At 45.2% G+C, this 23,499-nt stretch carries 29 protein-coding genes and 1 tRNA gene; 7 read left to right on the forward strand and 23 right to left on the reverse strand.

The features are described from left to right. Positions 1 to 851 (forward strand): IS200/IS605 family element RNA-guided endonuclease TnpB (gene tnpB, locus CHX35_RS10960; protein ID WP_091837436.1); only part of this gene is annotated, 851 nt, incomplete at its 5' end. Between the two features lie 160 nt (positions 852 to 1,011). After that, on the forward strand, positions 1,012 to 1,353 hold the full coding sequence (locus CHX35_RS10965; RefSeq protein ID WP_091837437.1) for a hypothetical protein: 342 nt from the start codon (positions 1,012 to 1,014) through the stop codon (positions 1,351 to 1,353). A gap of 39 nt (positions 1,354 to 1,392) precedes the next feature. Here CHX35_RS10965 and CHX35_RS10970 read toward each other — a convergent pair whose 3' ends face one another. From CHX35_RS10970 to CHX35_RS11020, 11 genes are all read right to left on the reverse strand, one after another. Continuing rightward, a complete protein-coding gene (locus tag CHX35_RS10970; RefSeq protein ID WP_091837439.1) occupies positions 1,393 to 1,587 on the reverse strand; it encodes a hypothetical protein in 195 nt (64 codons plus the stop codon). 144 nt (positions 1,588 to 1,731) lie between these two features. Further along, entirely contained in the window at positions 1,732 to 3,216 is a 1,485-nt protein-coding gene (locus CHX35_RS17285; RefSeq protein ID WP_140413600.1) for a YecA family protein, read from the reverse strand. 175 nt (positions 3,217 to 3,391) lie between these two features. Next, on the reverse strand, positions 3,392 to 4,393 hold the full coding sequence (locus CHX35_RS10980) for a resuscitation-promoting factor (RefSeq protein WP_176392038.1): 1,002 nt from the start codon (positions 4,391 to 4,393) through the stop codon (positions 3,392 to 3,394). Positions 4,394 to 4,680: 287 nt separating this feature from the next. Further along, on the reverse strand, positions 4,681 to 5,784 hold the full coding sequence (locus tag CHX35_RS10985; RefSeq protein WP_176392039.1) for a VanW family protein: 1,104 nt from the start codon (positions 5,782 to 5,784) through the stop codon (positions 4,681 to 4,683). A 216-nt stretch (positions 5,785 to 6,000) separates the two neighbouring features. Continuing rightward, positions 6,001 to 6,705 carry a gamma-glutamyl-gamma-aminobutyrate hydrolase family protein gene (locus CHX35_RS10990; RefSeq protein WP_091837444.1) on the reverse strand — a complete coding sequence of 235 codons (705 nt, stop codon included), beginning with the start codon at positions 6,703 to 6,705 and terminating at the stop codon, positions 6,001 to 6,003. Positions 6,706 to 6,838: 133 nt separating this feature from the next. Beyond that, positions 6,839 to 7,051: a DUF378 domain-containing protein gene (locus CHX35_RS10995; protein ID WP_217895882.1), complete on the reverse strand. Its 213-nt coding sequence runs from the start codon at positions 7,049 to 7,051 to the stop codon at positions 6,839 to 6,841. A gap of 125 nt (positions 7,052 to 7,176) precedes the next feature. Further along, positions 7,177 to 8,280 carry a flavodoxin-dependent (E)-4-hydroxy-3-methylbut-2-enyl-diphosphate synthase gene (ispG, locus tag CHX35_RS11000; RefSeq protein WP_091837448.1) on the reverse strand — a complete coding sequence of 368 codons (1,104 nt, stop codon included), beginning with the start codon at positions 8,278 to 8,280 and terminating at the stop codon, positions 7,177 to 7,179. A gap of 133 nt (positions 8,281 to 8,413) precedes the next feature. Then, the gene (locus CHX35_RS11005; protein WP_091837450.1) at positions 8,414 to 8,662 is read right to left on the reverse strand and encodes a YkuS family protein; all 249 of its coding nucleotides are present in this window, start codon (positions 8,660 to 8,662) and stop codon (positions 8,414 to 8,416) included. Then, complete coding sequence (locus tag CHX35_RS11010) at positions 8,659 to 8,838, reverse strand: hypothetical protein (RefSeq protein ID WP_091837452.1); 180 nt, start codon at positions 8,836 to 8,838, stop codon at positions 8,659 to 8,661. Before CHX35_RS11010 ends, CHX35_RS11005 begins: the two co-directional genes overlap by 4 nt. Next, entirely contained in the window at positions 8,838 to 9,044 is a 207-nt protein-coding gene (locus CHX35_RS11015) for a YqzE family protein (protein WP_091837454.1), read from the reverse strand. The genes CHX35_RS11010 and CHX35_RS11015 overlap by 1 nt, the downstream gene beginning before the upstream one ends. Before the next feature lie 50 nt (positions 9,045 to 9,094). Further along, entirely contained in the window at positions 9,095 to 9,622 is a 528-nt protein-coding gene (locus tag CHX35_RS11020) for a shikimate kinase (RefSeq protein WP_091837455.1), read from the reverse strand. 131 nt (positions 9,623 to 9,753) lie between these two features. On the opposite strand from CHX35_RS11020, the gene CHX35_RS11025 reads away from it, so the two are divergent. Further along, on the forward strand, positions 9,754 to 10,536 hold the full coding sequence (locus CHX35_RS11025) for a PhzF family phenazine biosynthesis protein (RefSeq protein ID WP_091837457.1): 783 nt from the start codon (positions 9,754 to 9,756) through the stop codon (positions 10,534 to 10,536). 46 nt (positions 10,537 to 10,582) lie between these two features. On the opposite strand, the gene CHX35_RS17585 is transcribed toward CHX35_RS11025, so the two are convergent. After that, positions 10,583 to 10,726: a hypothetical protein gene (locus CHX35_RS17585; protein WP_176392040.1), complete on the reverse strand. Its 144-nt coding sequence runs from the start codon at positions 10,724 to 10,726 to the stop codon at positions 10,583 to 10,585. A 92-nt stretch (positions 10,727 to 10,818) separates the two neighbouring features. Here CHX35_RS17585 and CHX35_RS11030 point away from each other — a divergent pair, with 92 nt between their 5' ends. After that, entirely contained in the window at positions 10,819 to 12,642 is a 1,824-nt protein-coding gene (locus CHX35_RS11030; RefSeq protein ID WP_140413601.1) for an alpha/beta hydrolase family protein, read from the forward strand. Between the two features lie 41 nt (positions 12,643 to 12,683). Here the strand turns inward: CHX35_RS11030 and CHX35_RS11035 are convergent, their stop codons facing one another. The 8 genes from CHX35_RS11035 to CHX35_RS11070 all read right to left on the reverse strand — a co-directional run bounded on the left by CHX35_RS11035 (position 12,684) and on the right by CHX35_RS11070 (position 17,799). Then, on the reverse strand, positions 12,684 to 13,448 hold the full coding sequence (locus CHX35_RS11035) for a MerR family transcriptional regulator (protein WP_091837459.1): 765 nt from the start codon (positions 13,446 to 13,448) through the stop codon (positions 12,684 to 12,686). Positions 13,449 to 13,651: 203 nt separating this feature from the next. Next, on the reverse strand, positions 13,652 to 14,041 hold the full coding sequence (locus CHX35_RS11040; RefSeq protein WP_140413602.1) for a hypothetical protein: 390 nt from the start codon (positions 14,039 to 14,041) through the stop codon (positions 13,652 to 13,654). A 2-nt stretch (positions 14,042 to 14,043) separates the two neighbouring features. After that, positions 14,044 to 14,568 carry a pilus assembly FimT family protein gene (locus CHX35_RS11045; RefSeq protein WP_176392041.1) on the reverse strand — a complete coding sequence of 175 codons (525 nt, stop codon included), beginning with the start codon at positions 14,566 to 14,568 and terminating at the stop codon, positions 14,044 to 14,046. Continuing rightward, complete coding sequence (locus tag CHX35_RS11050; RefSeq protein ID WP_091837465.1) at positions 14,505 to 14,867, reverse strand: type IV pilus modification PilV family protein; 363 nt, start codon at positions 14,865 to 14,867, stop codon at positions 14,505 to 14,507. Before CHX35_RS11050 ends, CHX35_RS11045 begins: the two co-directional genes overlap by 64 nt. After that, entirely contained in the window at positions 14,867 to 15,319 is a 453-nt protein-coding gene (locus tag CHX35_RS11055; RefSeq protein ID WP_091837466.1) for a GspH/FimT family pseudopilin, read from the reverse strand. Before CHX35_RS11055 ends, CHX35_RS11050 begins: the two co-directional genes overlap by 1 nt. After that, positions 15,309 to 15,647 carry a competence type IV pilus major pilin ComGC gene (locus tag CHX35_RS11060; protein WP_091837468.1) on the reverse strand — a complete coding sequence of 113 codons (339 nt, stop codon included), beginning with the start codon at positions 15,645 to 15,647 and terminating at the stop codon, positions 15,309 to 15,311. The genes CHX35_RS11055 and CHX35_RS11060 overlap by 11 nt, the downstream gene beginning before the upstream one ends. A gap of 30 nt (positions 15,648 to 15,677) precedes the next feature. Next, complete coding sequence (locus CHX35_RS11065; protein WP_176392042.1) at positions 15,678 to 16,724, reverse strand: type II secretion system F family protein; 1,047 nt, start codon at positions 16,722 to 16,724, stop codon at positions 15,678 to 15,680. Continuing rightward, the gene (locus CHX35_RS11070; RefSeq protein ID WP_176392043.1) at positions 16,717 to 17,799 is read right to left on the reverse strand and encodes a GspE/PulE family protein; all 1,083 of its coding nucleotides are present in this window, start codon (positions 17,797 to 17,799) and stop codon (positions 16,717 to 16,719) included. Before CHX35_RS11070 ends, CHX35_RS11065 begins: the two co-directional genes overlap by 8 nt. Before the next feature lie 508 nt (positions 17,800 to 18,307). Here CHX35_RS11070 and CHX35_RS11075 point away from each other — a divergent pair. Both CHX35_RS11075 and CHX35_RS11080 read left to right on the forward strand, forming a co-directional pair. Continuing rightward, a tRNA-Gln gene (locus tag CHX35_RS11075) sits at positions 18,308 to 18,382 on the forward strand. 127 nt (positions 18,383 to 18,509) lie between these two features. Then, positions 18,510 to 19,340 carry a metallophosphoesterase gene (locus tag CHX35_RS11080; RefSeq protein ID WP_091837473.1) on the forward strand — a complete coding sequence of 277 codons (831 nt, stop codon included), beginning with the start codon at positions 18,510 to 18,512 and terminating at the stop codon, positions 19,338 to 19,340. 44 nt (positions 19,341 to 19,384) lie between these two features. Here the strand turns inward: CHX35_RS11080 and CHX35_RS11085 are convergent, their stop codons facing one another. Continuing rightward, positions 19,385 to 20,521 carry an MGDG synthase family glycosyltransferase gene (locus tag CHX35_RS11085; protein ID WP_091837475.1) on the reverse strand — a complete coding sequence of 379 codons (1,137 nt, stop codon included), beginning with the start codon at positions 20,519 to 20,521 and terminating at the stop codon, positions 19,385 to 19,387. A 125-nt stretch (positions 20,522 to 20,646) separates the two neighbouring features. Then, positions 20,647 to 21,306: a TerC family protein gene (locus CHX35_RS11090; RefSeq protein ID WP_091837477.1), complete on the reverse strand. Its 660-nt coding sequence runs from the start codon at positions 21,304 to 21,306 to the stop codon at positions 20,647 to 20,649. A 140-nt stretch (positions 21,307 to 21,446) separates the two neighbouring features. Here CHX35_RS11090 and CHX35_RS11095 point away from each other — a divergent pair, with 140 nt between their 5' ends. Next, positions 21,447 to 21,734, forward strand: coding sequence for a 4a-hydroxytetrahydrobiopterin dehydratase (locus CHX35_RS11095; protein ID WP_091837479.1), 288 nt, complete (start codon positions 21,447 to 21,449; stop codon positions 21,732 to 21,734). 90 nt (positions 21,735 to 21,824) lie between these two features. Here CHX35_RS11095 and CHX35_RS11100 read toward each other — a convergent pair whose 3' ends face one another. After that, entirely contained in the window at positions 21,825 to 23,486 is a 1,662-nt protein-coding gene (locus CHX35_RS11100; protein WP_091837481.1) for a M20/M25/M40 family metallo-hydrolase, read from the reverse strand. Positions 23,487 to 23,499 lie beyond the last annotated feature (13 nt).

A 23,499-nucleotide genomic window follows, 5' to 3' on the forward strand; every position in this document is an offset into this window, starting at 1 on the left:
ATGATCGCCCGCGCTTTAAAAGCAAACGCAACCGTGTCCAGTCCTACACCAGTCAGTGCAACCATGGAAAAAAAGGAACGGCTTCCATCGCCATTGTTGCCAATCGGATCAAGCTTCCTAAACTGGGGTGGGTGAAGTTTGCCAAATCTCGTGAGGTAGAAGGGCGAATCCTTTCTGCCACCATCCGAAGTCATCCTACGGGAAAGTTCGTTGTATCGGTGTTGTCCGAGGTCCACCCGTGTCCGGTTGTGCCCGTAACGAGGGAGAAAGTCATAGGCATTGACCTAGGGTTAAAGGACTTTGCGATTCTCACCGATGGAACGAAAGTCAAACCGTCCCGCTATTTCCGGCAGTACGAAAGGAAGCTAGGCCACGCGCAAAGGATCATGAGCCGTCGAACTAAAGGCGGTTCCAATTGGCACAAAGCCCGCATCAAAGTCGCCCGTATCCATGAGAAGATCGTAAACGCGCGTCTCGACTTCCTACATAAACTGTCCTCGAAGCTGATTCGTGAAAACCAAACGATCTGCATCGAAGACCTTGGTGTCAAGAACATGGTGAAGAATCACAAGTTAGCCAAATCGATCACGGATGCATCCTGGTCGGAGTTTGTCGCCATGCTCAACTACAAGGCAGAATGGCATGGACGAAACGTAGTGAAAGTGGGGAAACAGTTCCCTTCCAGTCAGCTATGCTCTTCCTGTGGCAACCGCAATAAGGACGTAAAAAACCTCAACCTACGAGAATGGACATGTCCTACGTGCCACTCCCATCATGATCGAGACATCAATGCATCCAAAAACATTTTGCAAGAAGGATTAAAGATTCTTGCCGTCGGGACGACGGTCTAAGCTTGGAGTGTATCCTGTCAGTCGATGGGAGTTTCCAAGAATCCCCCACCTCTTAGCGTTAGCGTAGGTGGGGGAGGTTCAATATTCTGTTAATTATATGGCATAGGGAAAAGGCATCACGGATATATTGAGAAGAACTTCATGACGAGGAGGCTCCGATGTGAATCTCAATATTAAGCGTGTGGCTGGACTTGTGCGTGAGTATGAGCGCATCGATCACATCCTCCGTTCTCAAGGGTTCACGTGTAAAAAATTAAGTCCCCCTGTCTATGACATACGACTTCAAGACAATATTTCTGGTCGTAACTATCGTTTACGGATCCCTACAAAATCCCATAACGATCATCATGTAGCATCCCCGTTGCTGCTTCAACTCGGCACCCCCACGATTGATCGCCCGCGCGGTAACATTCCCGATAGCATCATTGAGGCTGCCAATCAAGTATTAGCAGAAATTGTTTCGTATCTTCTCCCCAATCCCCCCACGCTTCCCTCTATTTAAAAACAGCACCTCCAGTGCTGGAGGTGCTGTACACTCAACTTACTTTCGGTTGCGTTTTCGAACCTCATCCGCGAGCTTATTACCTAGCTCCTTCGAGTTACCCTGTGTAGAGCGAGCATCTTTATTAATACCCAACTCTCCGGCAACCTCGTTCATCATTTCCTGGAGTTTACGGTCGTCGGTCGATTCACCACGTGCTTGTTTGGCTTTCTTTTCTTTTCCGAATCCAAACAAAGTAGCCGCCCCCTTTAAATTCTTGCGTCGAGTGCCTCCTTATTTTTCACGGGGGCCGACCTTTTTATAACTACCGGATAATGGTTGACACGCCGACCATACTAACAACCCCCTTTTAGTGATCACTAAAAGGGGGTTTCAAACTTAAACCATTTCCATTTCAGGAGTAATTGGACATGGATATACAATTTCAATCGCGGTAAAATAGCTGCTATTATTTTGTACGACGATGGACCCACGCACCCAAAACTGACTTTCCATCCACGTCGGTGGAAGACCTCGTAGGTTCATTTCAATGGGTAACCAACGCTCACCCATGTCTACAGTCGAGCCACCAGAGGATATAGCGACACGATACGACCCGGATATCGCCATCGATGCATCCCCCTCCTCCATGATTCCATTTTCGATAAGCCATCGCCGGGCTTCGAAGGTGAGGGGCAAACTGCGAATAAAGGAACGATACACTCTGGCAAAGGTTGAATAAACGTCACAAATCGCTTCTTCTTGCAACCATTTAAACAATCCTTTCAAGGTATTAAGCAGGATTTTTGCCCGAATCGGACCCGAATTCTTTTTCTCCACATACCAGACACCGAAGAAGTGGGAAAGGCTTTCCTCGGTCAAATCCATCCAAGTAAAGGAACGCCCAAAATGAAGGGCGATATATTCTTTAAACCATCGCAGGGAATCGCCATAGTACTCGCGCGTCTTCATTTGAAATTGACTCACAAACTTCACTTCAAACTGCCCCATTTGTTGATTCACAACATCGGGTACGACACGCTCTTCTTCATATACATGAACGAAATGAGGAAGATCACTTTCTGGAGTCTTCTCCGTGATAATTGGTTCTTCCACTGTCAATTCTGCTGGTACGGCTTCATCTATGATGGGTGCGGTGGCAGGGACAGCATTTCTAAGGTGCTCCATCTCTCTCGCTCGCTGCATGAGTCCACCTACAACCTGTAAGCTATTTTTTTGTAAGACTCCCCGATGCTGTCCCCCATTTTTATGTGCCTCGTTTTTTAAATACACATCCATCTCCCCTCTCATCTCGTCCCCGAAAGATGTGTAAGGGCCAAAGAGCTCATGGCGATTTCCTAGGCGGCAGAGGCGGGCAAACATCAGCATCCCTGGTCGCACCGTTTCAGTTAGATGAACACGGTACAACTGACCTTCTGATAAGGAACAAAGGGTTACAGTCTCTCCCTCTACCTCACTTACTTCATAACCGTCTAGACGGATATTACACAATTCTTCAGCCTGTTGGTAAACATCTGGTTGATGTGCCAAGGAATCTTTCCACAATTCGACAACTCTTTTTCCATCGTTAAAAAATGCATCAAATAACATCCAAAACCGAAAAGAATATGAATACTCCTGAGGAAGGGGTCTCGCCTCTTCCAATTGAAGATCTTCTTTAAATTTTCGAGTCCATTGCCACTCCACTTCCCTAAAGACCTTCGCTTCAAACCAACGATCTAATTCACCAAGTAGCTCTGTCTTCCCTTGCAACTCTCTTTTTTCACGAAGCTTTTCTGCGGACTGAATCGCGACGACTCGTTCGCAGCATTTTTTGTATTTTTTGCCGCTTCCGCAGGGACACGGATCATTGCGTCCAGCCATAGAGACACATCCCGTCGAAGAGTTATCCTTTTCTGTAGTATATATGATATTCAGCGGGTAATTCAAAAAAAATTGGAAAAGTCAGATGGATTTGCCACTCCAATTACTTTATGAATTCATAATAAAATGAGCAACCCAACGGTGTAAAGTCCGTCGGTTGCTCATTTTATGTCGTTTATTCAAGAATATAGGCTGTTACATTTCGTCGACCCCATTGGATCGCCTCTTCTCGAGAGTTGAAGAAAAGGTCGATAATGTGTCCTTTTACCGCTCCACCTGTATCTTCAGCAACAGCTTGCCCATATCCTGGAATGTACAACTTCGTTCCAAGAGGAATGACATTTGGATCCACCGCCACGGTTCCTCGATGAGGAACCGTACCTGTCGCCGTCCGATTCCCTGAAGCAGTATAACCGGTTGTCTCTGCAGCCATCGTTCGTTTATATTTCAAACCAGCGATTCGGGAACCTGAAGAGAGTTCCGTCCCACCTTTGTCTGCTGTCAGGTCAGCCGATCCAACCATCACAACCTCCGTGACAGGATCCACTTTATCAACCAATTTTTTATCAGTAACCATTGCTTTACCATTCTTATAAATGGCAGTTACTTGATAAATGGATTTTCCCTTTTTCCCTTCTTTAGTGACTTTTTTCTCACCTTTGGGAAGATCATCATCTTTTTTCTTTTTCACTTCATACGCGATAGGTTCCACTTTCTTTTGAACCCGTTTCTCAATCTTATCAATCACAATTGCCAGATCATTGGTAATTTTTTGATCCAGAGCCGCATTCATTTGGTCATTTTTATCGACCTGAACCTTTTGCTCCTTCAAAAAATCACCAACAGTAGGCTCTGTCGTCCGAAGCTTCTTATCTTTCTCGCCGCCTACCTTCAGACTTACTGAACAATTGCAAGCGAGTTGGATATTTGTTTCATCCTTCACGATAGGGCTGTCCCACTTCTGACTGGGTTGATACTGCTTTTTTAACTTTGCAGGATCGTAACCCTCTTGTTTCAGAGCATCTGACAGGGTACCGTTCAGGACTGACGTGTGAAGCTTCTCTTCTTTATCACTGAACGTAATCGTTACTTCCTTCTTCATCGCATAACCGACTGCGGTACCCGATAAGAGTAGGATGGCGATAACCCCTACCGCAATGAATAGGGTCTTTTTCATCCAATTCCTCCTTCGTTTTCCGACTAGCCAAAGAGACGGTTCCATTATAGCAGAGTGCCTCAATAGGATCTACGGAAATTTACGCTAATCCCTACGAAGTCATTTTATCAAAAATTGGAATATCAACGAAGTCTTTTAATTTTTGCATGGAATCCAAACAAAGCAGTCTTCTCCTTTTACCCCCCTTTGATTCATTTCTCATATATTAGACCATTTTTATGTAGTTTTTCTAAAATCATTCCTAAAACATAGAAAATAGGCGGATGGGTCTTGTCCGCCCATAGCTTTTATTCACTCATGGAATTGTCACGATTGCTGGAATCCGTCGATGGTAACGGAGAATTTTCATATTCTTTTTCCGTTTGATCAAGGGGTTGTTTCTCATCAGGATTGGGAACTTCTTCGGTTTGTGGCTCTTTTTGTGGTGGATCGGGTGTCTCACGGGGATGGTATACCGTATCCGCTGCCCCATAGATGGAAACGGTCAGCCATCCATCTGACGATACCGCTCGGATTAACACTGGACGATTCAACTGATTTTGAAAGCGAAAGTCCGGCCCCCCCCAAGACACTGTTGCATCTTGACCGACAGGCACATAAGTGACGTGCTTACTGTGGCTACTTCGTTGTAAAATTCGAAGCCCCGCCCGTGCCACACTGTTATACAGGGTGGATGAAGTTTGACAGATCCCGCCACCAATACCTTCGGTATATTCTCCTCGCACGATCACCGTAGCCGGACGGTATCCACGTTTTGCACTACGAATACCAACGGTTTGATTAAAGGAAAAAGTATCACCGGATGGAATCACGTGATTATGAATCGCATGAACAGACAAATCAATATTGTGCGAACGATTCCAGTGATAGGGATTATACCGAGTTGTATAAGATCCCAGCTTTTTCTCGCGAATATGCTTTAGCATCGCTGTCGTAACACGTGGACGCCAAGGGAGTATTGGCGCTTTTTCCACCTTGTTCGTATGTTCATGAAGATCATCCAACCATTGCTCAACAACCTCTCGATCCAACTTTTGTCCAATGGTATGAGGAACGATATGGTCATCCTCTAAGCGAGCATTGCGAGGCGCCCGATTGATCTCCTTTTGCACCTGATTTAACCATCGATGAAAAGCTGTACGATCCAAGCTGGTGGGATCGATTCCATCATAGCCCATCTGGGAAAGATCCACTTTCCATACATTTTCGCCATCAGAGAGCTTTAACCAACTCGGTGTCACCTTCGATTCTGACTGGCTTTGTACGGGAGTCGGCTTTTTCTTCTCGGTGGTCGATGAGAGTTCTTTTGCTGACGAGGAAGGTTTTCCCAGGGTACAACCACTGATGATTGATAACGTAAGTATCCAGACCCATGTTTTGTGACCACGCATGTTCATCTCCCCCTTTACGATGTAGTCTTCGTAAAAAAGGAAAAAACACTGGTGGTAACATCAGACAGGAGTCACTCAACAGAAGCTTACCATCCTATCTTATCCTAGAATAAAATCCCCCGCCTATCCCCCGATTGTCCAATCTTTTTAAAGATAGGGCTACTGCAAAGGGCTTTTCATGGTACAACTTTCGTCCAACGTCCTGCCCTTAATGCCCTACACACCTTTTCTACACGCTGAAATAAAGGATTTAAATATCGCCTGGGAGGTCACATCCTCCTTTAGCATCGCTTCAGGATGCCATTGCAGAGCGAGTAAAAAGGGGTCGTTTTTTCCTTCATATGCTTCAATCACCCCATCTAAAGACGTTCCTGAAATCACACAGCGATCCGGAATTATTTTAACGGCTTGATGATGAAAGCTATTTACACGAATGTCTCTTTGCTTTGTAATCCTAAATAAGAGGCTCTCTCCCTTAACTTTCACCCTATGGGAAGGGTGATTTCTAGGTGCACGCTGGGTATGTTGGAGTAGCTTTTCTTTTTGCGAAGGGAGATCTTGATACATGGAACCACCCAATGCAACCGATAACAACTGGCACCCGCGACAAATCGCTAAAATTGGCTTGTTTGTCCGTATGAACTCCTGGGAGAGGCTCATTTCCATCAGATCCCGTTCAGGTTCAACAACGCCGAGGCCGGGAAGGGGCTCCTCATTAAACAAGTACGGGTTAATATCTTTTCCACCAGTTAAAAGCAAACCATCTAGAAGAGTCGCCAGTTGTTGATGGATCTCTTTGTCCCTTGTCGGGGGAATCATCAAAGGAAGACCTCCCCCAAATAGAATTGCCTCACTATAATCACGACGACAGGTACACATTTCATTTTCGTAGGAAATAGTCAATCCGATAATGGGACGCATCACTTTTCCTCCCCTCCTCCTTTAATATAGAAGGGAGATCACCCTTTGGTGCCCATTCGAGCAAAACAAAAACGCCTCTACTCACCCTTACAAGGTCAGTTGGGCGTTCCTTGTTCCAAAATAAACACTGCACTTACATATCTGCTGGGGTTCTCGTTTCAAACAAGAACTTTATGGAATAGATGCCGGCAAGGCCGACGAGGGCATAGATTACGCGACTCAATCCAGAGGATTCGCGAATCGCATCCCCTCCAAATAAGGCTGAGACCAAGTCCCATTGAAACAGACCCACCAACAGCCAATTCAGCGCTCCTACAATAACTAAGATCATACTAATGCGAGACATAGCGCTCATGGTTAAACCCTCCTTTACTAAAGCTCGTCCCTAGTATGTTAATCCATCCTCATTCTTATCCAAAAATTTTTCAAAAACAAAAGATCACCTGAATGATCTCAGGTGATCTCCTACTATTAAGTGGTCTTTAATTCTTTTTCCTGTTCTTCTTTTAAGCGATACTCTTCGGCGATCTTATCGATCTCTTTCTTCAATTCTTCAACCATCGTTTCCTCTGGAACTTTACGGATAATCTCGCCATGTCGGAATAATAACCCTTCACCACGTGCACCGGCAATCCCAATATCTGCTTCCTTTGCTTCCCCTGGTCCATTTACTGCACAACCCAGCACAGAAACTTTAATAGGCGCTTTAATGTTGGAAATATATTCTTCCACTTCATTGGCAATCGAAATTAAGTCAATCTCGATGCGCCCGCAGGTAGGGCAAGAGATGAGGGTGGCTGCGTTCGCTGCGAGGCCGAAGGACTTCAATAGCTCTCTAGCGACTTTCACTTCCTCCACAGGATCGGCACTTAGGCTAATCCGCATCGTCGAACCAATTCCATGGGACAGAATCGCACCCATCCCCGCTGCACTCTTTACCGTACCTGAAAAGAGTGTTCCAGATTCGGTAATACCAAGGTGAAGTGGGTACTGAATCACTTCCGCCGCTTTTTTATAGGCTTCCGTAGCAAGACGAACATCCGAGGCTTTTAAGGACACAATGATGTCACGGAAATCAAGATCTTCCAGGATACCAATGTGGTACAGGGCACTTTCCACCATACCTTCTGCTGTCGGATATCCATACTTATCTAAGATACGCTTCTCCAAGGAACCCGCATTTACACCAATTCGCATGGGGATTCCACGTTCTTTAGCCGCCTTGACAACTTCTTCTACCTTTTCACGACGACCGATGTTTCCTGGATTGATACGGATTTTATCAATCCCACCTTCGATGGCTTTTAATGCAAGTCGATAATCAAAATGAATATCAGCCACTAAGGGGACCGTAATCTCTTTTTTAATGAGTGGAATCGCTTCAGCTGCACGCATATCAGGGCAAGCGACACGTACAATCTGACAGCCCGCTTCTGCAAGGCGATTAATTTCATCCACTGTTGCTTTTACATCATGGGTTTTTGTCATGGTCATGCTTTGAATAACCACTTGATCATTACCGCCAATTTGGATATCGCCCACTTTGACCGGACGGGTCTGAGTGCGATGATACATGGTGTATCGCTCCTTTTAATGCTACTTCGATACGCATTACACTCCGACCATTATACCATCTTGTGCCCAAAAAAAAAGGAGCCTTTCTTGTATCGGCACCTTTTCTACATAAAATCCTCACATTCGATGGTGTTTACAAATTCATCCGTGCTTGTACGGCTTGATAAACTTCTTCAGGAGTCATCCCATTTGCATTGATTACCGACATATCCGAGGTGGTATCCTGCATGCCCATCACATTTTTATCTGCACCTGTAATCACACTACAAGTGCAAGAGTTTTGTTCGGTCATCGATACCACTTCAACTCCCTGATTCGTCAGGTATTGACTCACATCGCTAAGTCCTTCTTCCACCGCCACACGTTGTTGATACTTTCTCATGATTCAACACCCCTTTGATCAATCATTGATCCATCCTGGTCTTTTGCGTAAGCAACCAAAGCGACTTTCTTATCCAAAAGTTGATTAAGTTGCTCTTCGGTTTTGGCGATCTGGTTTAGTGCGTCAGGTTCATTTAGTAAGTTTGCTAATTGAAATGGATCTCTTTTTTGCGCCATTATGATTCGCCTCTCGTCAACCGTTTTTTTTGTTTACGTGCAAACATCGATACACCAAAGGGGATCATGCCAAACCACCGAACAATCCAATTCGGCCGATGTTCCCGACGCTCCCGCCTGGCTTCTTTTCGTTCTGATTTTGGTGTATCGATATAGCGGACCATCCGTTGGGTTAAGAATTTCAGATAATCCTGGGAAGCAGACATGGTATCACCCCCTAGTCCTATCTTAACCAGGGGGTGATCCTTTCAATCCATTATGCTTTTGTTGATGAGAAAACCGCTTTCCATTGTCTCCAAATATTTTCAGCCGTTTTAGACGGTGAATTGTGGGTGGTATCTTGTTTAAAGTGAGCAAAATCATACAATCCCTGCCGCTCTTTTTTGATGCGCCGGACCTTTTCAGTAACATCCCCGGTTAGTAAGGGACGGGAACGATCTCGTGAAAGGCGACGTATCAATTCTTCTTCTGTCGCATCGAGAGCAACTACCCAACCCTTCTTCTGCATCAAATGGACGTTTTCCGGAAGTAAGACAATTCCACCGCCTGTGGTAATAATCTGAGGCTCTCTTTGAAGCACGTTCGCTAAAATTCTTTTCTCCCGATTACGAAAGCCTTCCTCCCCTTCTTGTGCAAAGATCTCAGGAATAAGCATCCCCGATTCTCGTTCCACTTCTTGATCCGTATCGGTAACCAATAGCTCCATTCGTTCACTGAGCAATCGTCCGATCAGGCTCTTACCCGTCCCCATAAATCCAATTAAAATCAAATGTTTGCCCTGCATCACATGTTCCCCCGTCAACCGATTTGTTCGTCATTATATCATGGGAATCCTACAAAACGGCTTTCCCATGATTGTGAATTGAAAAAAAATTCGTTACACTAATACAAATAATTAGGTAAAGGAGAACCTTCATGACCTGGCCCATCTGGCAAATCAATGCCTTTACGAATCGTCCTTTCAAAGGGAATCCTGCTGCCGTTTGTATGCCTCAATCAAACGGGGAAGATCAAAGGTTGCAACAAATTGCCATTGAGATGAATCTTTCTGAAACCGCTTTTCTCTACAAGAAAGAAATGAATACGTATCACCTTCGCTGGTTTACAATTTCAGAGGAAGAAGAACTTTGTGGCCACGCAACATTGGCTGCTGCCCATGTTCTCTGGGAGGAAGGTGATGCAGATCGACTCCATCCAATCAAATTTTTCACACGTAGCGGCCTCCTAGAAGCATATCGAGAAGGGAATGATATCCGCCTCGATTTCCCCAAGGAACCCATCACACTTTGCCCAATCCATCCTGCAATAAAAAAGTATTATGGCTCCATTATTCAAGCCCAAGGATACAATCGACTGGATCATTTTTTGGAACTCTCAACTGAAGAGGATGTTCTTCAGTTTCTGCCGGAAGAAGCGATAAAGCACTTAACAGGGCGACGTGGAATTATTATCAGTAGTCCGTCTACAAGGAAGCATACGGATATTGTATCTCGTTTTTTCGCACCTACAGAAGACCCGGTTACAGGCTCCGCCCACTGTGCAATCGGTCCCTACTGGGCAGAACGAATAGGGAGAGAAACTTTGAGGGCCTATCAAGCCTCCTCCCGTGGAGGAACCTTGCATGTTGTTTGCCATGGGAAGCGCGTTCACCTTATTGGCCAAGCCGTTACGATCTGGAAAGGCCGACTAACAGTCTAAGGGACTCATATAAATAGGGTAGGTATCCCATCAAAATATTATATCTTTAGTCATCCTTTTTCACAGAGCGACTCGGCAACCATCCAAATAACTCCTCTGCCTTATTCACTAACTCTTGACCCTGTACCATCTTGCCTTCCGTATGGAGCAGAATAAACTGGGTCACCAACAACCACTCCTCCCTATTCATCGCCCTTCATCTCCCCATCCATTATCCTTTACCTTATTATTCGTCAACGGATCCACTTTTTAGACCAAAAATAATTAGAAGGGGGCTTGTCAATGACTTCTTCAATCACACAATCAGAACTTCGACGATACTTAGAAATACGTTCAGCTTATGCGCCTAGTTACCATCGAATGGATAAAAGTGTGGCTTTTCTTTCAACAATGAGTGGCCTTCCGCAAGTTTGGAGAATGGGAGAAGCTCCTTGGCCGCAACAACTCACTTTTTTTTCGGAGCGAGTAATGGGAATGAGTGCCTCCCCCACACAGGACATTTTTTGTCTATGGAAAGATCAAGGCGGAAACGAACGATCTCAGTTGTATCTTATGGATGGAGATGGCCTTTCAATCGAAAACTTAACCAATGATCCCCAACATATCTACCGATTTGGGTCATGGGCTCCTGACGGCCGTCGATTTAGCTATACCTCCAACCAACGCGATGGTGTTCACTTTGATATTTACCTTTATGATGTGAAAAATCGCCAACATGATCTTCTCCTCGAAAGTGATCATACCAACCACGCTGGAGAATTTAGTCCTGATGGTCGAAGCCTTCTCTTCGCCCTTCTCCATTCGAATTCGGACAATGATTGGTACCTCCTTGATTTGGACTCCAAACAATCGGTTCATCTAACTCCTCATACTGAGGACGCTTTATATCAACGGCTCACCTTCTCATCGGATGGCAACTCGCTCTTTCTCTTATCCAACCAAGAAAGTGAATTTTCTCGTGTCGCCCGGTTGCATCTCGATACAAAGCATTGGTGTTGGTTAACTGAGGATCATTGGGATGCAGAGGATCTCACCCTGAGTCACGATCGAAACCTTCTCGCTTACAGTAAAAATGAAAATGGAAGCTCACAGATATATCTCCTTGAAACAGCCACTCACCATCATCTTCCCATCCCCACCAATCCACCTGGGGTAGTAGGGGATCTTTCATGGAGTCAACAAGACAACTCCCTCGCTTTTACGTTAAGTAGCCCCCTAGACGCGAATGAAATCTGGCAGTTCCACCTACAACATGCACACTATGAACGGCTCACTTATGCTTCCCTGTCCGGCCGACCACGAGAGCCCTTTGTTACACCTGAACTGATTCAATACACCTCCTTTGATCAATTGTCCATCCCTGGCTTTTACTATCGACCCCATCATCGCAGTGGCCCCTACCCTGTCATCATCTGGGTACATGGAGGACCTGAATCCCAGAGTCGCAACGGCTTTAATAGCCTATTTCAATTCTTTCTTTCACGAGGAATTGCAATCTTTGTACCTAATGTTCGTGGGAGTAGTGGTTACGGACATACATACGTCCATTTAGATGATGTACGAAAGCGAATGGACTCCGTTGCCGATTTAGCTTGGGGGGTACAATGGTTGCAAAGGTATGGGAATGCTCAGCCGGATGCAATTGGTATCATGGGGGGGAGTTACGGTGGATTTATGGTGTTGGCTGCCCTTACCCATTATCCAGACTTATGGGCAGCAGGGGTAGATATCGTGGGGATTGCTAATCTGAGGACTTTTATTCAAAATACTAGTTCCTATCGAAGGCACTTACGGGAGTCCGAATATGGGACGATTGAAAATGACGGAGAGTTTTTCGACCAAATTTCACCGATTCATCACGTTGAACAAATTAAAGCACCTCTATTTGTCATTCATGGAGCAAATGACCCCCGTGTTCCTGTCAATGAAGCAGAGCAAATCGTTACTGCCCTTCGTAAAAAGGAACATTCTGTTGAATATCTACGTTTTGAAGACGAGGGACATGGGGTGGTAAAGTTAGAGAATCGAATCAACGCCTATGCTGCCGTCGCCGAATTCTTAGATCGCTGGCTCTCTAAACCAACGAATTCGGATCAGGAAAATTGAGTCACCTAAATGAAAAGGGAAGCCCGTGGGCTTCCCTTTTACTATTTCTTAACTCCGGTAAAGAGATGAATGGCATCCCTTAAAAATTCTGCCGTTCCTTCTTGCTGTTGATCGTAGTGAGCCTTAAAGCGTTCATCGTCAACATACATTTGAGCAAGGCCCGCATGGGCTTCTTTGCTGTATTCATTCCAGTAAAACATCAGCCATTGTTTATGCAAAGCCGCAGCTTTTTGGGCAAGATCGCTTGCTGGATCTCCAGTTTGCATCGCTTGAGCTAACGCTGCTTTTATTTCATCAGCTAATTGTGTAACCCTAGCATGCTCCTCAGGTGTCATGTCCATCACTTTTTGGTTTGCCTGATCAATGGCCTCGTCGCCATACTTCTCGCGGATTTCTTCCCCATATTTTTGTTCGTTTTCGTGAACCATTTGTTGCTTAAAGCCAACAAACTTATCTTTGTCTGTCATCGTGATTCTCCCTTCTGAGAATGCGATTGTATTTTCCACGTTACTAATCAGTTGATCCAGTTGTCTGCGTTGATCTACCAGGCGCATACGATGTTCAATTAACGCTTGTTTCCGATCAAAGAGCGGGTCCCTTACAATCCTTTTAATCTCATCCAAACTCATCCCAAGCTCCCGGTAAAACAATATAACTTGAAGTCGGTCCACTTCCTTCGTGCCATAAATACGGTACCCTGACGAACTTACCCTCGCCGGCTTGAGTAGATCAATCTCGTCATAATATCGCAGGGTTCTCGTACTGATGCCTGCTAACTTCCCTAGTTTTTGGACGGTATATTCCATCGCTTCACCTCCCTATGTTCACGATAATGCCTTCCGTAACGTCAAGGTCAATGTACTTTTTTAAAAAAGGGCCTGAATGCATCGCCCTATCGTATTTGAATCCACAGCGCCACTCAACGACGTACCCTGAGGTTCTTCGATTAAGAAAGAGATTCAAGTTTGAACCAGATTAATCATGATATTCCTCCAATTACTGTAGTTGGTTAACGACTCCACTTTTGAATGATACAGGTATCCTTCGCAACGAGTACCCTAATGGTTTGCTTTACTCCCTGGCCTTTTGCAACCGATACAATCTGGATCTGATTCCCGTGGTGTGCTTCACTCCAAGTTTGTGATTGAAAGCCGTTCATCTGTGTAATCAATGAATCATTTTTTGAACGTGAACCGCCACAAAGTTGATATTGCATACGAGCAATCCCACTTTCCGCAGCATATTGCGCCCGAATCATTTTCCATTCGGCTGCACTACCATGCCCTGCTCTTACGAGTTGAGTAAGAACCGCCGTTATAATGAAGAAGAGCAGGATTGATACTGCCAGTACGATGGGAAGAGCCAATCCCTTTTCATTGTTTAGCACACGCCAAATCATGATCATAGAGAGCTCCTTCCCCGAAAATAGCGACGCACCTTCAAATCACTATGCCAATTTTGCAAACCGACCTCGAACCACACCCCATCCTGATCGGGCTCAAAGCCTATCCAATAAGCATCCTGTAATAAAATGGTCGTCCCTTGATATCCTGACCCTTCTTTTGAACGCACCCCTCGCAAGAGCCGTCTTTTATCCTGTTTATAACGAACGGTTTCACCAGAAGGTAAATCAAATAGGAGCCATCCCTCGTTGGATAACCTAAAATCTTGCCCTTGGCGAATTTCATCTCGTACATCCGCAACAAATTGTTGGATCTCCGCTCCCAATTGCTGACGGTAAAACCCCTTTTTTAATTGACGCTCTAATCCATATTCGAAAGAAAAGATAGCTGGAATAAGAAGGGTAAGGATGGTCATCACAATCGCGATTTCCACATAGGTAAAGCCCTTTTCTTCCTTCATCAAGGTCGATAGTTTAAACTTTTTAAGGTAATGGAACGCTCGTTTCCCCAACTGTCTCTCCACTCCACTGTCACCTCACATCCGGACAATTTCCGCGCAATGAACTCCCTTCGCCAACGGATGTCATAGGATACACGGCCTTCTTTGGTTGTTTTACGTTGATTGCGAGGAAGCGACGACGTATTTTTTTGCAGCTCCTCCATCTTCGATTCAGCGATTCCCATCGCAGCCATCCGTCTCACTCCCGAAACCAAATGATGATTGGCTTCAATAGCGACAGGTAATGCTGTCACTAAGAGTAGGCTAAAAATCAACATGGCGGTTACCGTTTCAACAAGGGTAAATCCCCTCTCATTGAACATCAGGGATCGACCTCCACACGCACTCGACCTGAAGCTACTTGGACCACAATCTTCCCGACACGTTCTCCTCCGCGAATTAGGTGAAATGTACCGCCACGTACTTGACCACTTTTACGAAAAACGACCTGATGATGGGGATAATTGCTGGCGATTTTATACTGTGTAGGAAGAGCCTCTCGTCGCAATAAATGACCATCCTGCAATACCACATAAACACCTTGAGAAGGTTGCAATAAAAATACAGTCTCCTCTTCGGTAAGACGAGACTGTACCTGAGCAAACCGCAAATCAGCTGCCATCCCCCTTAAAAATAACTCTCGCTCAAGCCGGTCTCCCCATTGGACAAAAGCAGGGAGAGCCAAGAGGGTCATGAAACTAATCATCATCATGGATAATGAAAGTTCGACTAAGGTCCACCCTGTTTCTTCACGTAAAAACTTCCTAATCGCCATGTTTACTACAGTGCACCCGTTTCTCCACCGAGGCACCCTTCCGAATGGTGTAAGTTCCCTTCGCTGGACAGGTTGGCGTGGACCGTAAATACCCTCGTTTTTTTAATTGCTCTACTGAAGTCGGAAAGCTCCCATACTCTAAATAGTAGTTATCAGCTTGCGCACCAATTAACTTCCGATTGGCATCACAGGCCCTCTCTTGTGCCGATTGTCCTGCCATTCTTAAATTTGGCAATGCAATCGCGATAATGACACCAATTACAAATATCACGACAATCATTTCAATTAAAGTAAATCCATCCTCATTGGAAATCCATTTTTTTATCATGTTCAAGCTCTCCTCTCTCTTACTGCTCTCTTACATCGCCTGTACCATATGAAGCATGGGCAAAAACATCGCAAGCACCGTCGCCGCCATCAGTACGCCCAGCCCAAAGATTAAAATCGGTTCCAAACTACGCGTAAAACGATTCATCCGTTCGCGAATAATCATTTCGGTTCCACGAGCTAAGGTTAATAGCGACTGATCCAAACTGCCTGTTTCCTCGCCGAGGGCAACCAGTCGTCGCAATGATTTTAGAAAGAGGGAGCCTTCCTTTGACAAACTTTCATGCAAAGAATGCCCCGCTAATAAAGCATGGCGGACGCTTTTCATTCCCCCGGTTAAAGGGGCCCAAGGGCTAAATCCCTCCACGATTTCCACTGCTCGCAATAACGGAACCCCCGCTTTTAATAAAGAACCCAGTTGAACCGCTAAATAATGGGTAAATCGCAACGCAAAATAAGAGCGAAGCACAGGCAATTGATATACCCATGCCATGAGTTGCTGACGCTTGACCGGAGACAAGTGTCGTAAAAAAAGAAACAAAATCATAATGAACAAAGTAACCCCACCAATAAAATAAACACCCTCCCGAATCCATTGATGAAACGATAGAAACCAGCGGGTATACAGGGGCAACTCTAAACCCATCGTGGCATACATCGCTTGAAAGCGTGGTACCACTGTGGTAACAAGAAAGACAAAGGCGCATCCTACCAATATCAAGACAATCGCCGGATACATGAGGGCTTGTACCGTATCTCGAATCAACTGATCACGCCCTTGAAAATAAGACCGACACTGACGCAAACCAAAAGCATAATCTCCATGTTCCTCTGCCGCTGATAGAAATGAAACAAAGATCGGAGGAAGGCCTTCTTCACTGAGTGCACTCGACAAACCCCTCCCCTCTTCCAATCGTTGCAAAATGCCTTCCATTTCCTGAAATCTCAATATATTTTGTTCACCTAATAAACGAATGCTTGGAATTAGAGAAAAACCTGCTTCTAATAAGTTAGCTAACTGTTCGCTAAATTGAACCAGTCGGTCAGCCCTCCATTTGGAGCGACGGAGGCTAATCATGAGCATCTACCACGCGATGATATTCTGCAATGCTCGTCTCACCTGTCATCACTTTTTCCAAAATAGCATCCGCTAACGAGCGCATCCCTAATTTTTGAAAACTGTGCCGAAGCCGTGAAAGCGGTGCCCTTTCCACAATGAGCGGTTGAAACTCCTCCTTGATCGCAACCACTTCAAAGGCACCGACGCGATGAAGATACCCCTGTTGTTGGCAACGGTCACACCCTTTTCCCCGACACCCTTTACAAATCAACCGTATCAAACGTTGTGCAACGGCTCCAACTAATGAAGCCGCAATTCGATAGGGCTCAATCCCCATATCAAGAAGCCGTGTAATGGTGGAACTCGCATCCGTCGTATGGAGTGTTGTTATTACCAAGTGCCCTGTTAACGCGGCCCGAATGGCAATATCAGCGGTCTCGCGATCTCGAATCTCCCCCACCATAATAATATTTGGATCTTGCCGCAAAACCGCCCGTAATCCATGGGCAAATGTAAGCCCAGCCTTTGGATGAATTTGAATTTGGTTGACGCCAACTAATTGAAACTCCACCGGATCTTCTAGTGTGACAAGGTTTTGTTCTACCCGATTCAATTGATGTAAGATCGCATACAGTGTTGTTGTTTTACCTGCTCCTGTCGGTCCTGTCACCACCAATAAACCACTGGATCGTTGAATCAATGCCAGTAGCCGTTGTTTTTCTTCTTCACCCATCCCTAATTCTTCTAATGACAATAACTCGGGTCGATTACGTAGCAAGCGCAATACTACTTTTTCACCATGAAGCGTGGGCATACTGGAGATACGAACATCCACACGTTCGCCATCAATTGTTACGGTTAATGCTCCATCTTGGGGTAATCTTTTTTCTCCAATATCAAGATGTCCCATCACTTTAATCCTTGAGATGATCGCGTGCATCCGCTCCTTCTCTATCCGATCTCCCTCCACTAAAAAACCATCCACACGCTGACGAATACAGAGATGATCCGCCCGTGGCTCAATGTGAATATCACTGGCTCGTCCACGGATCGCTTCCTCTATCAAGGTCGAAACATAATCCGTTATATCCACCTTCTCACCTCTCATTCAAATATTTAATGAATGCCTCCTAAATTTCGACACCCTTTAATATTCACCTGCATTTTTTTGTTTTTTCTATCATTTAAAAACAATAACTAACTAAATTAGGGTTTTATATTACTAAAAAAGCGCATCTCACAGAGATTCTCTGTGAAACGCGCAAGAAATCCTTGATGGATTTGAATCCGTCGCCGAAGGCAAACGGAGGATGAGAATGATTCTACGCAATGGGATTCTGATAAAACCGCCGCGAAAACGTACGAATAAAAATCGCAGGATTGGTCACAAATACAAGTGTTCCACGACGAAACTTACGGACACCTCTGCGACTCGTATAGAGAATCCCATTGGGAAGACCTGCTTGCAAATACATGGAAGATTTCGTATTTTATTTGACAAGAGAAATCCATTTCGGTATCGTAGCAAATACAATGAATATTTTCCTTCCTCATTACACATGATACTTTTTGTCAATGCGATCCGGGGGATTTTAATATGATGGGGCGTAGCCAAGCGGTAAGGCAACGGACTTTGACTCCGTCATGCGAAGGTTCGATCCCTTCCGCCCCAGCCACAAAAATGGAAAGCCCTGGATGTATTCAGGGCTTTTTCACGTTTTTGTAACCATTTGGGTCTCGACTTCCTTCCGAGAATCCATTATGATGAATATCGTATCTCTGAGAGATCGGTGGTGAATAACAATGACGATTCTGACTATCGTAACGATGACTTCCGTCTTGTTGGCGATGATCTGGTCCGTCGCCCGTTTTAATACCTTCCGACCGCTCATTAAAGACGTAAACATCGAACTTACTCATCCCATGGATCCTGAAGGGCTTCGCATTCTGCATTTATCTGATCTTCATATGGAAAAACTATCGGTTTCACCCGAAGCCCTGTTAAAAAGTGTCTCAGGTAAGCCGATTGACTTGATAGCTCTTACAGGGGATTACATGGATACGGCACCGATGCAAAAACGCTTCCTGGAATACTTGGACGCTCTGCAAACATTAGAGCCACGTTACGGGACGTATGCCGTATTTGGGAACCATGACTACTGCATAGCTGATCATCTACCTGCTCTTACAAAAGAGATGGAGAAGCGCGGTTGTACGGTATTAAAAAATGAACATCGCACCATTCAAATGGGTAGAAGAAAGCTAAACATTATCGGAATCGACGACTACTATACAGGACGAAGCGACGTCGACAAAGCATACGCCGGCGTTGGCGAAGGCATCAACCTTGTTTTAACCCATGACCCCAATATTGTACTGGATATGGGATATCATTTTGACTATCTATTGTCGGGTCATTTCCATGGCGGACAAATTCATTGGCCAAAACCTTATCATTTAAAAAAGATGGGGAAACTCCCTCATCTTAATATGATTAGCGGACTTCACTATCATGATGAACGTGCATTTTATATTAGTGATGGACTTGGACAAACTGGCGTTAATCTTCGATTGCGTTGTCGCCCGGAGATTACCTTCCACAGCTTGGAAGGGGCCGCTATCTCGATGGATTAATTGAAATAAAACAGCCGGCGGTGTTCATAACACCTTCGGCTGTTTTATTTCTCATAAGACAAGTGTTGAAGGATAATTTGCGCAGCATCACGCGCTGAATCCGGTCTGCCTAGTCGCCTCGCCCGAAAACTCATTTCTCGCCACGCATCAGGTGAATCAAGCAACGGGGAAATATGTCGAGGGATTGAACCCGGTCGATCTTGCCGTAAGGCAACTTTTTTTTGCATTAAAAATTGACTATTACGTTCTTCCTGACCCGGAATCGGGCGACAAATCACCATAGGGAGTCCTGTAGCTAAGCATTCGGAACTGGTCAACCCTCCCGGCTTTGTCACAATCACATCCGCCGCACCCATCCAATCCGCCATTCCTTGTACATAACCAAACAGGTGGACATTTCTTTTTTCTCCAAAGCGGGCAGAGAGCCGCTCCAACAACGGCCTGTTTTTCCCAGTGATCACTAATAATTGAGAGGTCGGCATATCTTTTTGAAACTGTTCAATGGATCGTTCCAACGGCCCTAAGCCAAGCCCTCCTCCCATGAGCATGATGGTAAAGGGATCCGGAGCGACCCCAAGCATCTTCCTTATTTCCCCTTTATCAGGACGCGAGCGGGAAAAATCAGGATCGATGGGGATCCCTGTATGATGGACTCGTTCCTTGGGCACGCCATATTTTTCATGCAATTTTTTCGCGACGCCTTCATGGGCCACTAAATAAAAGTCTACTGCCGGGTGAACCCAAAAACCATTGACATCAAAATCAGTAATCGCCGCACCTAATCGATAAGGTTGTGAAGCTTGTTCCTTCACATAACCTGCCGCACCTAGACAAAAGGCATGGGTACAAATAACCACTTCAGGGTTTAGCGGATCTAAAAAGCGCCGTAACTTTGCAGCAATAACCTTCCCCACTCCTGAGCGAAACGCATCACTAAAGGCTTCCTCTCTTTTATAAGCGGCTCCCCATAACTGGGGTGCATATTGCAATGTATTCAGGTAAACCTTGCGAACGACCCCTTCCAGCTGGCGACTAAACTGAGGCAACCCACAGGAGATATCCACACCCACCGTCGGTGCTTCGTGGTCCAATCCCTTGGCTATGGCTTGCGCTGCTCGAAAATGACCATTTCCTCCAATGGATTCTGTTAAAATGAGCACTTTGTTGTTGTTCACCGCCACCCTCTCTCCTCCCTACGTGCGTCGTCTATAGTTTCCATCACTCACCGCTGTAACATACCATTGGAGCCGACCTCACCTCTTTCTCGGCCGACTCCAATTGTTTCCGTAACTCCACGGGTATCCTTTTAAGTCCGCCGGCCCCTAAATAAATACCCTGCACCTAATACTAAACCAATCAGCAAAGTAGGTGTCATCCATGTGAGATAATCCGCACGGGTGACTAGATGATCATGAATAATTTTATCTTCCACTAACAACTGACCCGCCGTATATGCTAAAATTCCCGAACCCACATACACAAGCCACGGGAGCTTATTCATGACCGTTGCAACAATACGGCTTCCTCCCATAAGGATCGGAACGCTAAGGGCCAGCCCTAAAAGCACAAGTAAAAAATCGCCATGGGCAGCACCTGCCACTGCCAATACATTATCTAAACTCATCACAACATCCGCAATGATAATGGTTTTAACAGCCGATTTTAATCCATAACCTAATTCCAGATCCTCTTCCTCGTCCTCATCCATTAAGAGCTTAATGGCTATCCAGACAAGAAGTAATCCACCCACCGCTTTTAATAGCGGTATTTTTAATAACCACACGGCAATTAAGGTCAGAAGAACGCGTAGAATCACGGCAACAATGGTTCCATATAATATTGCTTGTTTTTGCTGATGAGCGGGCAGCTTTCGAGATGCCATTCCGATAACCACTGCATTATCACCTGATAAAACTAAATCAAGAATGATGATGTTGATAAAGCCAAGCCAAAATTGGGCATCCATATTTTTTTACCAATCCTTCCGACTCCCCACTCCCTTTGAATCATACCCTCTCCAGAAAGGGATAAACTTCACCATATCCCGTCTTACTTTTTCCATTAACCGGGTAAAGAATAAGAGGTCATGTTAAAAGGAGGAGCAAAATGAAATTATCTGCCAACGCGATCTCGAATCGATTAAAGGAGGTTTCTGGCTGGCGTGAACAGAAGGGAAAATTGACCAAACAATTCCGCTTTCCTACCTATATGGAGGGTGTTGATTTTGTCATTCATGTTGCTAAGCTAGCCGAAGAGTTGCAACACCATCCTGAAGTAATACTCAGCTACGCTCAAGTGGAGATTCAATTAATCACCCATGATGAAGGCGGCATTACTGAAAAAGATTTTGCTTGGATCCAGCGACTTGAAAACTCAACGCCACATATATCGTAAAAAGAGTGAAAAGCCATTGCGATGATCCCTATGATCTTCCCTTCGCAATGGCTTATTCTAGTGGGTTCGCTCCACCACATTCGATTTTTTCTACGCATGATCCCATGAGGCGAGGAGTCTTCGAACCACCTGATAATTTACTTCTGGAACGACTTGCATGGAATAATTGATCTCTACCCGTTCCCACTGCTTATGAGCATCCATTCCATAGGGGCCAATATTGACCACTGGCACATCCAACTGGCGAATCGCATCCACATCCATCTGATGCTTCATCCCCCATGCCGGCATATTTCTTGTCAGTGCATCAATTCCCTCATCATCATCACAAATGGCTACGAAACTCATATCGGAGATGTAAGGAAAGAAATTACGGATTTGAATGGGGTGCTCACAATGAGGTTGCACATCATTCACCGCATCACGTACTGCCTGGATCAGGTGTTGATCCTGCTTTTCCTTTTCGGATAATACCACCCGTGGCATATAGACTGAGGCAAAAAACAGGACAATGGCAGGCCCCTTTTCTCCCCACCAATCCCAGACTTCCTCAACCATCCGGCAACAATATTGGCGTAGATCCAATTCTTCATCGTTTAAGAGATTCATTCCATATAAGCGCATGGCTGCTGTGAATTCCGTGCCATACTTTTTAGCACAGGCTTTATACAGTTCATCATAGGTCATCACAGTGGATGTCCACGGATGAGGTAAATAAGGGGAGCCGCTTAACGTACAAAAGCGTTGATATCTCTCTGTTACCATTTGTATCGCATTTTCAAGCGCTTTTTGAGCGGTCCCTTTTAATTCATGGAGGACATCTTTTGGTGAGCGACGATGCACAAAAAAATTATAGTAGGTAAAAGCAGCAAAGGGTGTCTGTACATCGTATTTATCCTTTAAGTCCGTCTGCTTCAATGAGACGGGTGGCATGGTTAGCTCTCCGTACATTTCATCACAAAAATCAGGGTTATAATCAATTAAGTCCGTCAGTTCAGCAGCAATCAAGTTCGGATCAAAACCCTCAAAAACCTGTCCAGCATGGGTTTCCTCCCCGACGATAAAAAATGCCGGAAGCAATTTACCAACGGTCCCTAGATAAACATAGCGGGAGGGATCTCCCTTATATTGAGGGGATGTGTAGTCCGTATTGATTGCACCTACATATCGAAGGTTACTTTCTGAAGCCAAATGGTTCAGCTCACGAACAGCCGATAATATTCCATGGGAATTATCTTCCTCATCACAGGTTGCTAGAAAAAGAAGATTGCCCTCTAGCTCTTCTGGGTGATCTGCAAAATGACGCAAGAGAGACATGTTGGCAGCAACACCACTCTTCATATCGACGGAGCCTCTCCCTACCAACCATTCCCCTGTTGCCAAATCGCTTTTCACTTGATCAGATAATCGAGCCTGCTTCCACTGTTCCAACAAATCTTGGGGAGAGAAGGCTAGGGGCTTCCATTTCCCATAATCCTCTACACCTACGGTATCGATGTGACCCATTAAGATCACTGTTTCTTCCCGGGGCTGTGGACTTTTCACAAGGGCAGCGACATTGTAACGTTCCCGGTCATCCCCCTCTGTCTTCCAAAGGTATAACTGGTTTGGATTCTCACGGAAATAAGGGAGCTTACGAAAAAATTCATAAATATGATAAGCAATATCTCGCTCCCCAATGGTGCCATTCACACTCGGATGATGGATCAACTCTTCTGTTAGAGCAAGGGTTTCTTCTTTCCAGGAACGCATGGAACTCCTCCCC

The sequence above is a fragment of the Marininema halotolerans genome (assembly GCF_900116235.1).
Taxonomy (GTDB): domain Bacteria; phylum Bacillota; class Bacilli; order Thermoactinomycetales; family DSM-45169; genus Marininema; species Marininema halotolerans.

Bases quoted from the DNA above. Each gene is read 5' to 3' on its own strand.
- CHX35_RS17285 (WP_140413600.1), bottom strand. From the start codon at position 3,216: ATGGCTGGACGCAATGATCCGTGTCCCTGCGGAAGCGGCAAAAAATAC.
- CHX35_RS10980 (WP_176392038.1), bottom strand. From the start codon at position 4,393: ATGAAAAAGACCCTATTCATTGCGGTAGGGGTTATCGCCATCCTACTC.
- CHX35_RS10985 (WP_176392039.1), bottom strand. From the start codon at position 5,784: ATGCGTGGTCACAAAACATGGGTCTGGATACTTACGTTATCAATCATC.
- CHX35_RS10990 (WP_091837444.1), bottom strand. From the start codon at position 6,705: ATGCGTCCCATTATCGGATTGACTATTTCCTACGAAAATGAAATGTGT.
- CHX35_RS10995 (WP_217895882.1), bottom strand. From the start codon at position 7,051: ATGTCTCGCATTAGTATGATCTTAGTTATTGTAGGAGCGCTGAATTGG.
- ispG (WP_091837448.1), bottom strand. From the start codon at position 8,280: ATGTATCATCGCACTCAGACCCGTCCGGTCAAAGTGGGCGATATCCAA.
- CHX35_RS11005 (WP_091837450.1), bottom strand. From the start codon at position 8,662: ATGAGAAAGTATCAACAACGTGTGGCGGTGGAAGAAGGACTTAGCGAT.
- CHX35_RS11010 (WP_091837452.1), bottom strand. From the start codon at position 8,838: ATGGCGCAAAAAAGAGATCCATTTCAATTAGCAAACTTACTAAATGAA.
- CHX35_RS11015 (WP_091837454.1), bottom strand. From the start codon at position 9,044: ATGTCTGCTTCCCAGGATTATCTGAAATTCTTAACCCAACGGATGGTC.
- CHX35_RS11020 (WP_091837455.1), bottom strand. From the start codon at position 9,622: ATGCAGGGCAAACATTTGATTTTAATTGGATTTATGGGGACGGGTAAG.
- CHX35_RS11025 (WP_091837457.1), top strand. From the start codon at position 9,754: ATGACCTGGCCCATCTGGCAAATCAATGCCTTTACGAATCGTCCTTTC.
- CHX35_RS17585 (WP_176392040.1), bottom strand. From the start codon at position 10,726: ATGAATAGGGAGGAGTGGTTGTTGGTGACCCAGTTTATTCTGCTCCAT.
- CHX35_RS11030 (WP_140413601.1), top strand. From the start codon at position 10,819: ATGACTTCTTCAATCACACAATCAGAACTTCGACGATACTTAGAAATA.
- CHX35_RS11035 (WP_091837459.1), bottom strand. From the start codon at position 13,448: ATGGAATATACCGTCCAAAAACTAGGGAAGTTAGCAGGCATCAGTACG.
- CHX35_RS11040 (WP_140413602.1), bottom strand. From the start codon at position 14,041: ATGATTTGGCGTGTGCTAAACAATGAAAAGGGATTGGCTCTTCCCATC.
- CHX35_RS11050 (WP_091837465.1), bottom strand. From the start codon at position 14,867: ATGTTCAATGAGAGGGGATTTACCCTTGTTGAAACGGTAACCGCCATG.
- CHX35_RS11055 (WP_091837466.1), bottom strand. From the start codon at position 15,319: ATGGCGATTAGGAAGTTTTTACGTGAAGAAACAGGGTGGACCTTAGTC.
- CHX35_RS11060 (WP_091837468.1), bottom strand. From the start codon at position 15,647: ATGATAAAAAAATGGATTTCCAATGAGGATGGATTTACTTTAATTGAA.
- CHX35_RS11065 (WP_176392042.1), bottom strand. From the start codon at position 16,724: ATGATTAGCCTCCGTCGCTCCAAATGGAGGGCTGACCGACTGGTTCAA.
- CHX35_RS11080 (WP_091837473.1), top strand. From the start codon at position 18,510: ATGACGATTCTGACTATCGTAACGATGACTTCCGTCTTGTTGGCGATG.
- CHX35_RS11090 (WP_091837477.1), bottom strand. From the start codon at position 21,306: ATGGATGCCCAATTTTGGCTTGGCTTTATCAACATCATCATTCTTGAT.
- CHX35_RS11095 (WP_091837479.1), top strand. From the start codon at position 21,447: ATGAAATTATCTGCCAACGCGATCTCGAATCGATTAAAGGAGGTTTCT.
- CHX35_RS11100 (WP_091837481.1), bottom strand. From the start codon at position 23,486: ATGCGTTCCTGGAAAGAAGAAACCCTTGCTCTAACAGAAGAGTTGATC.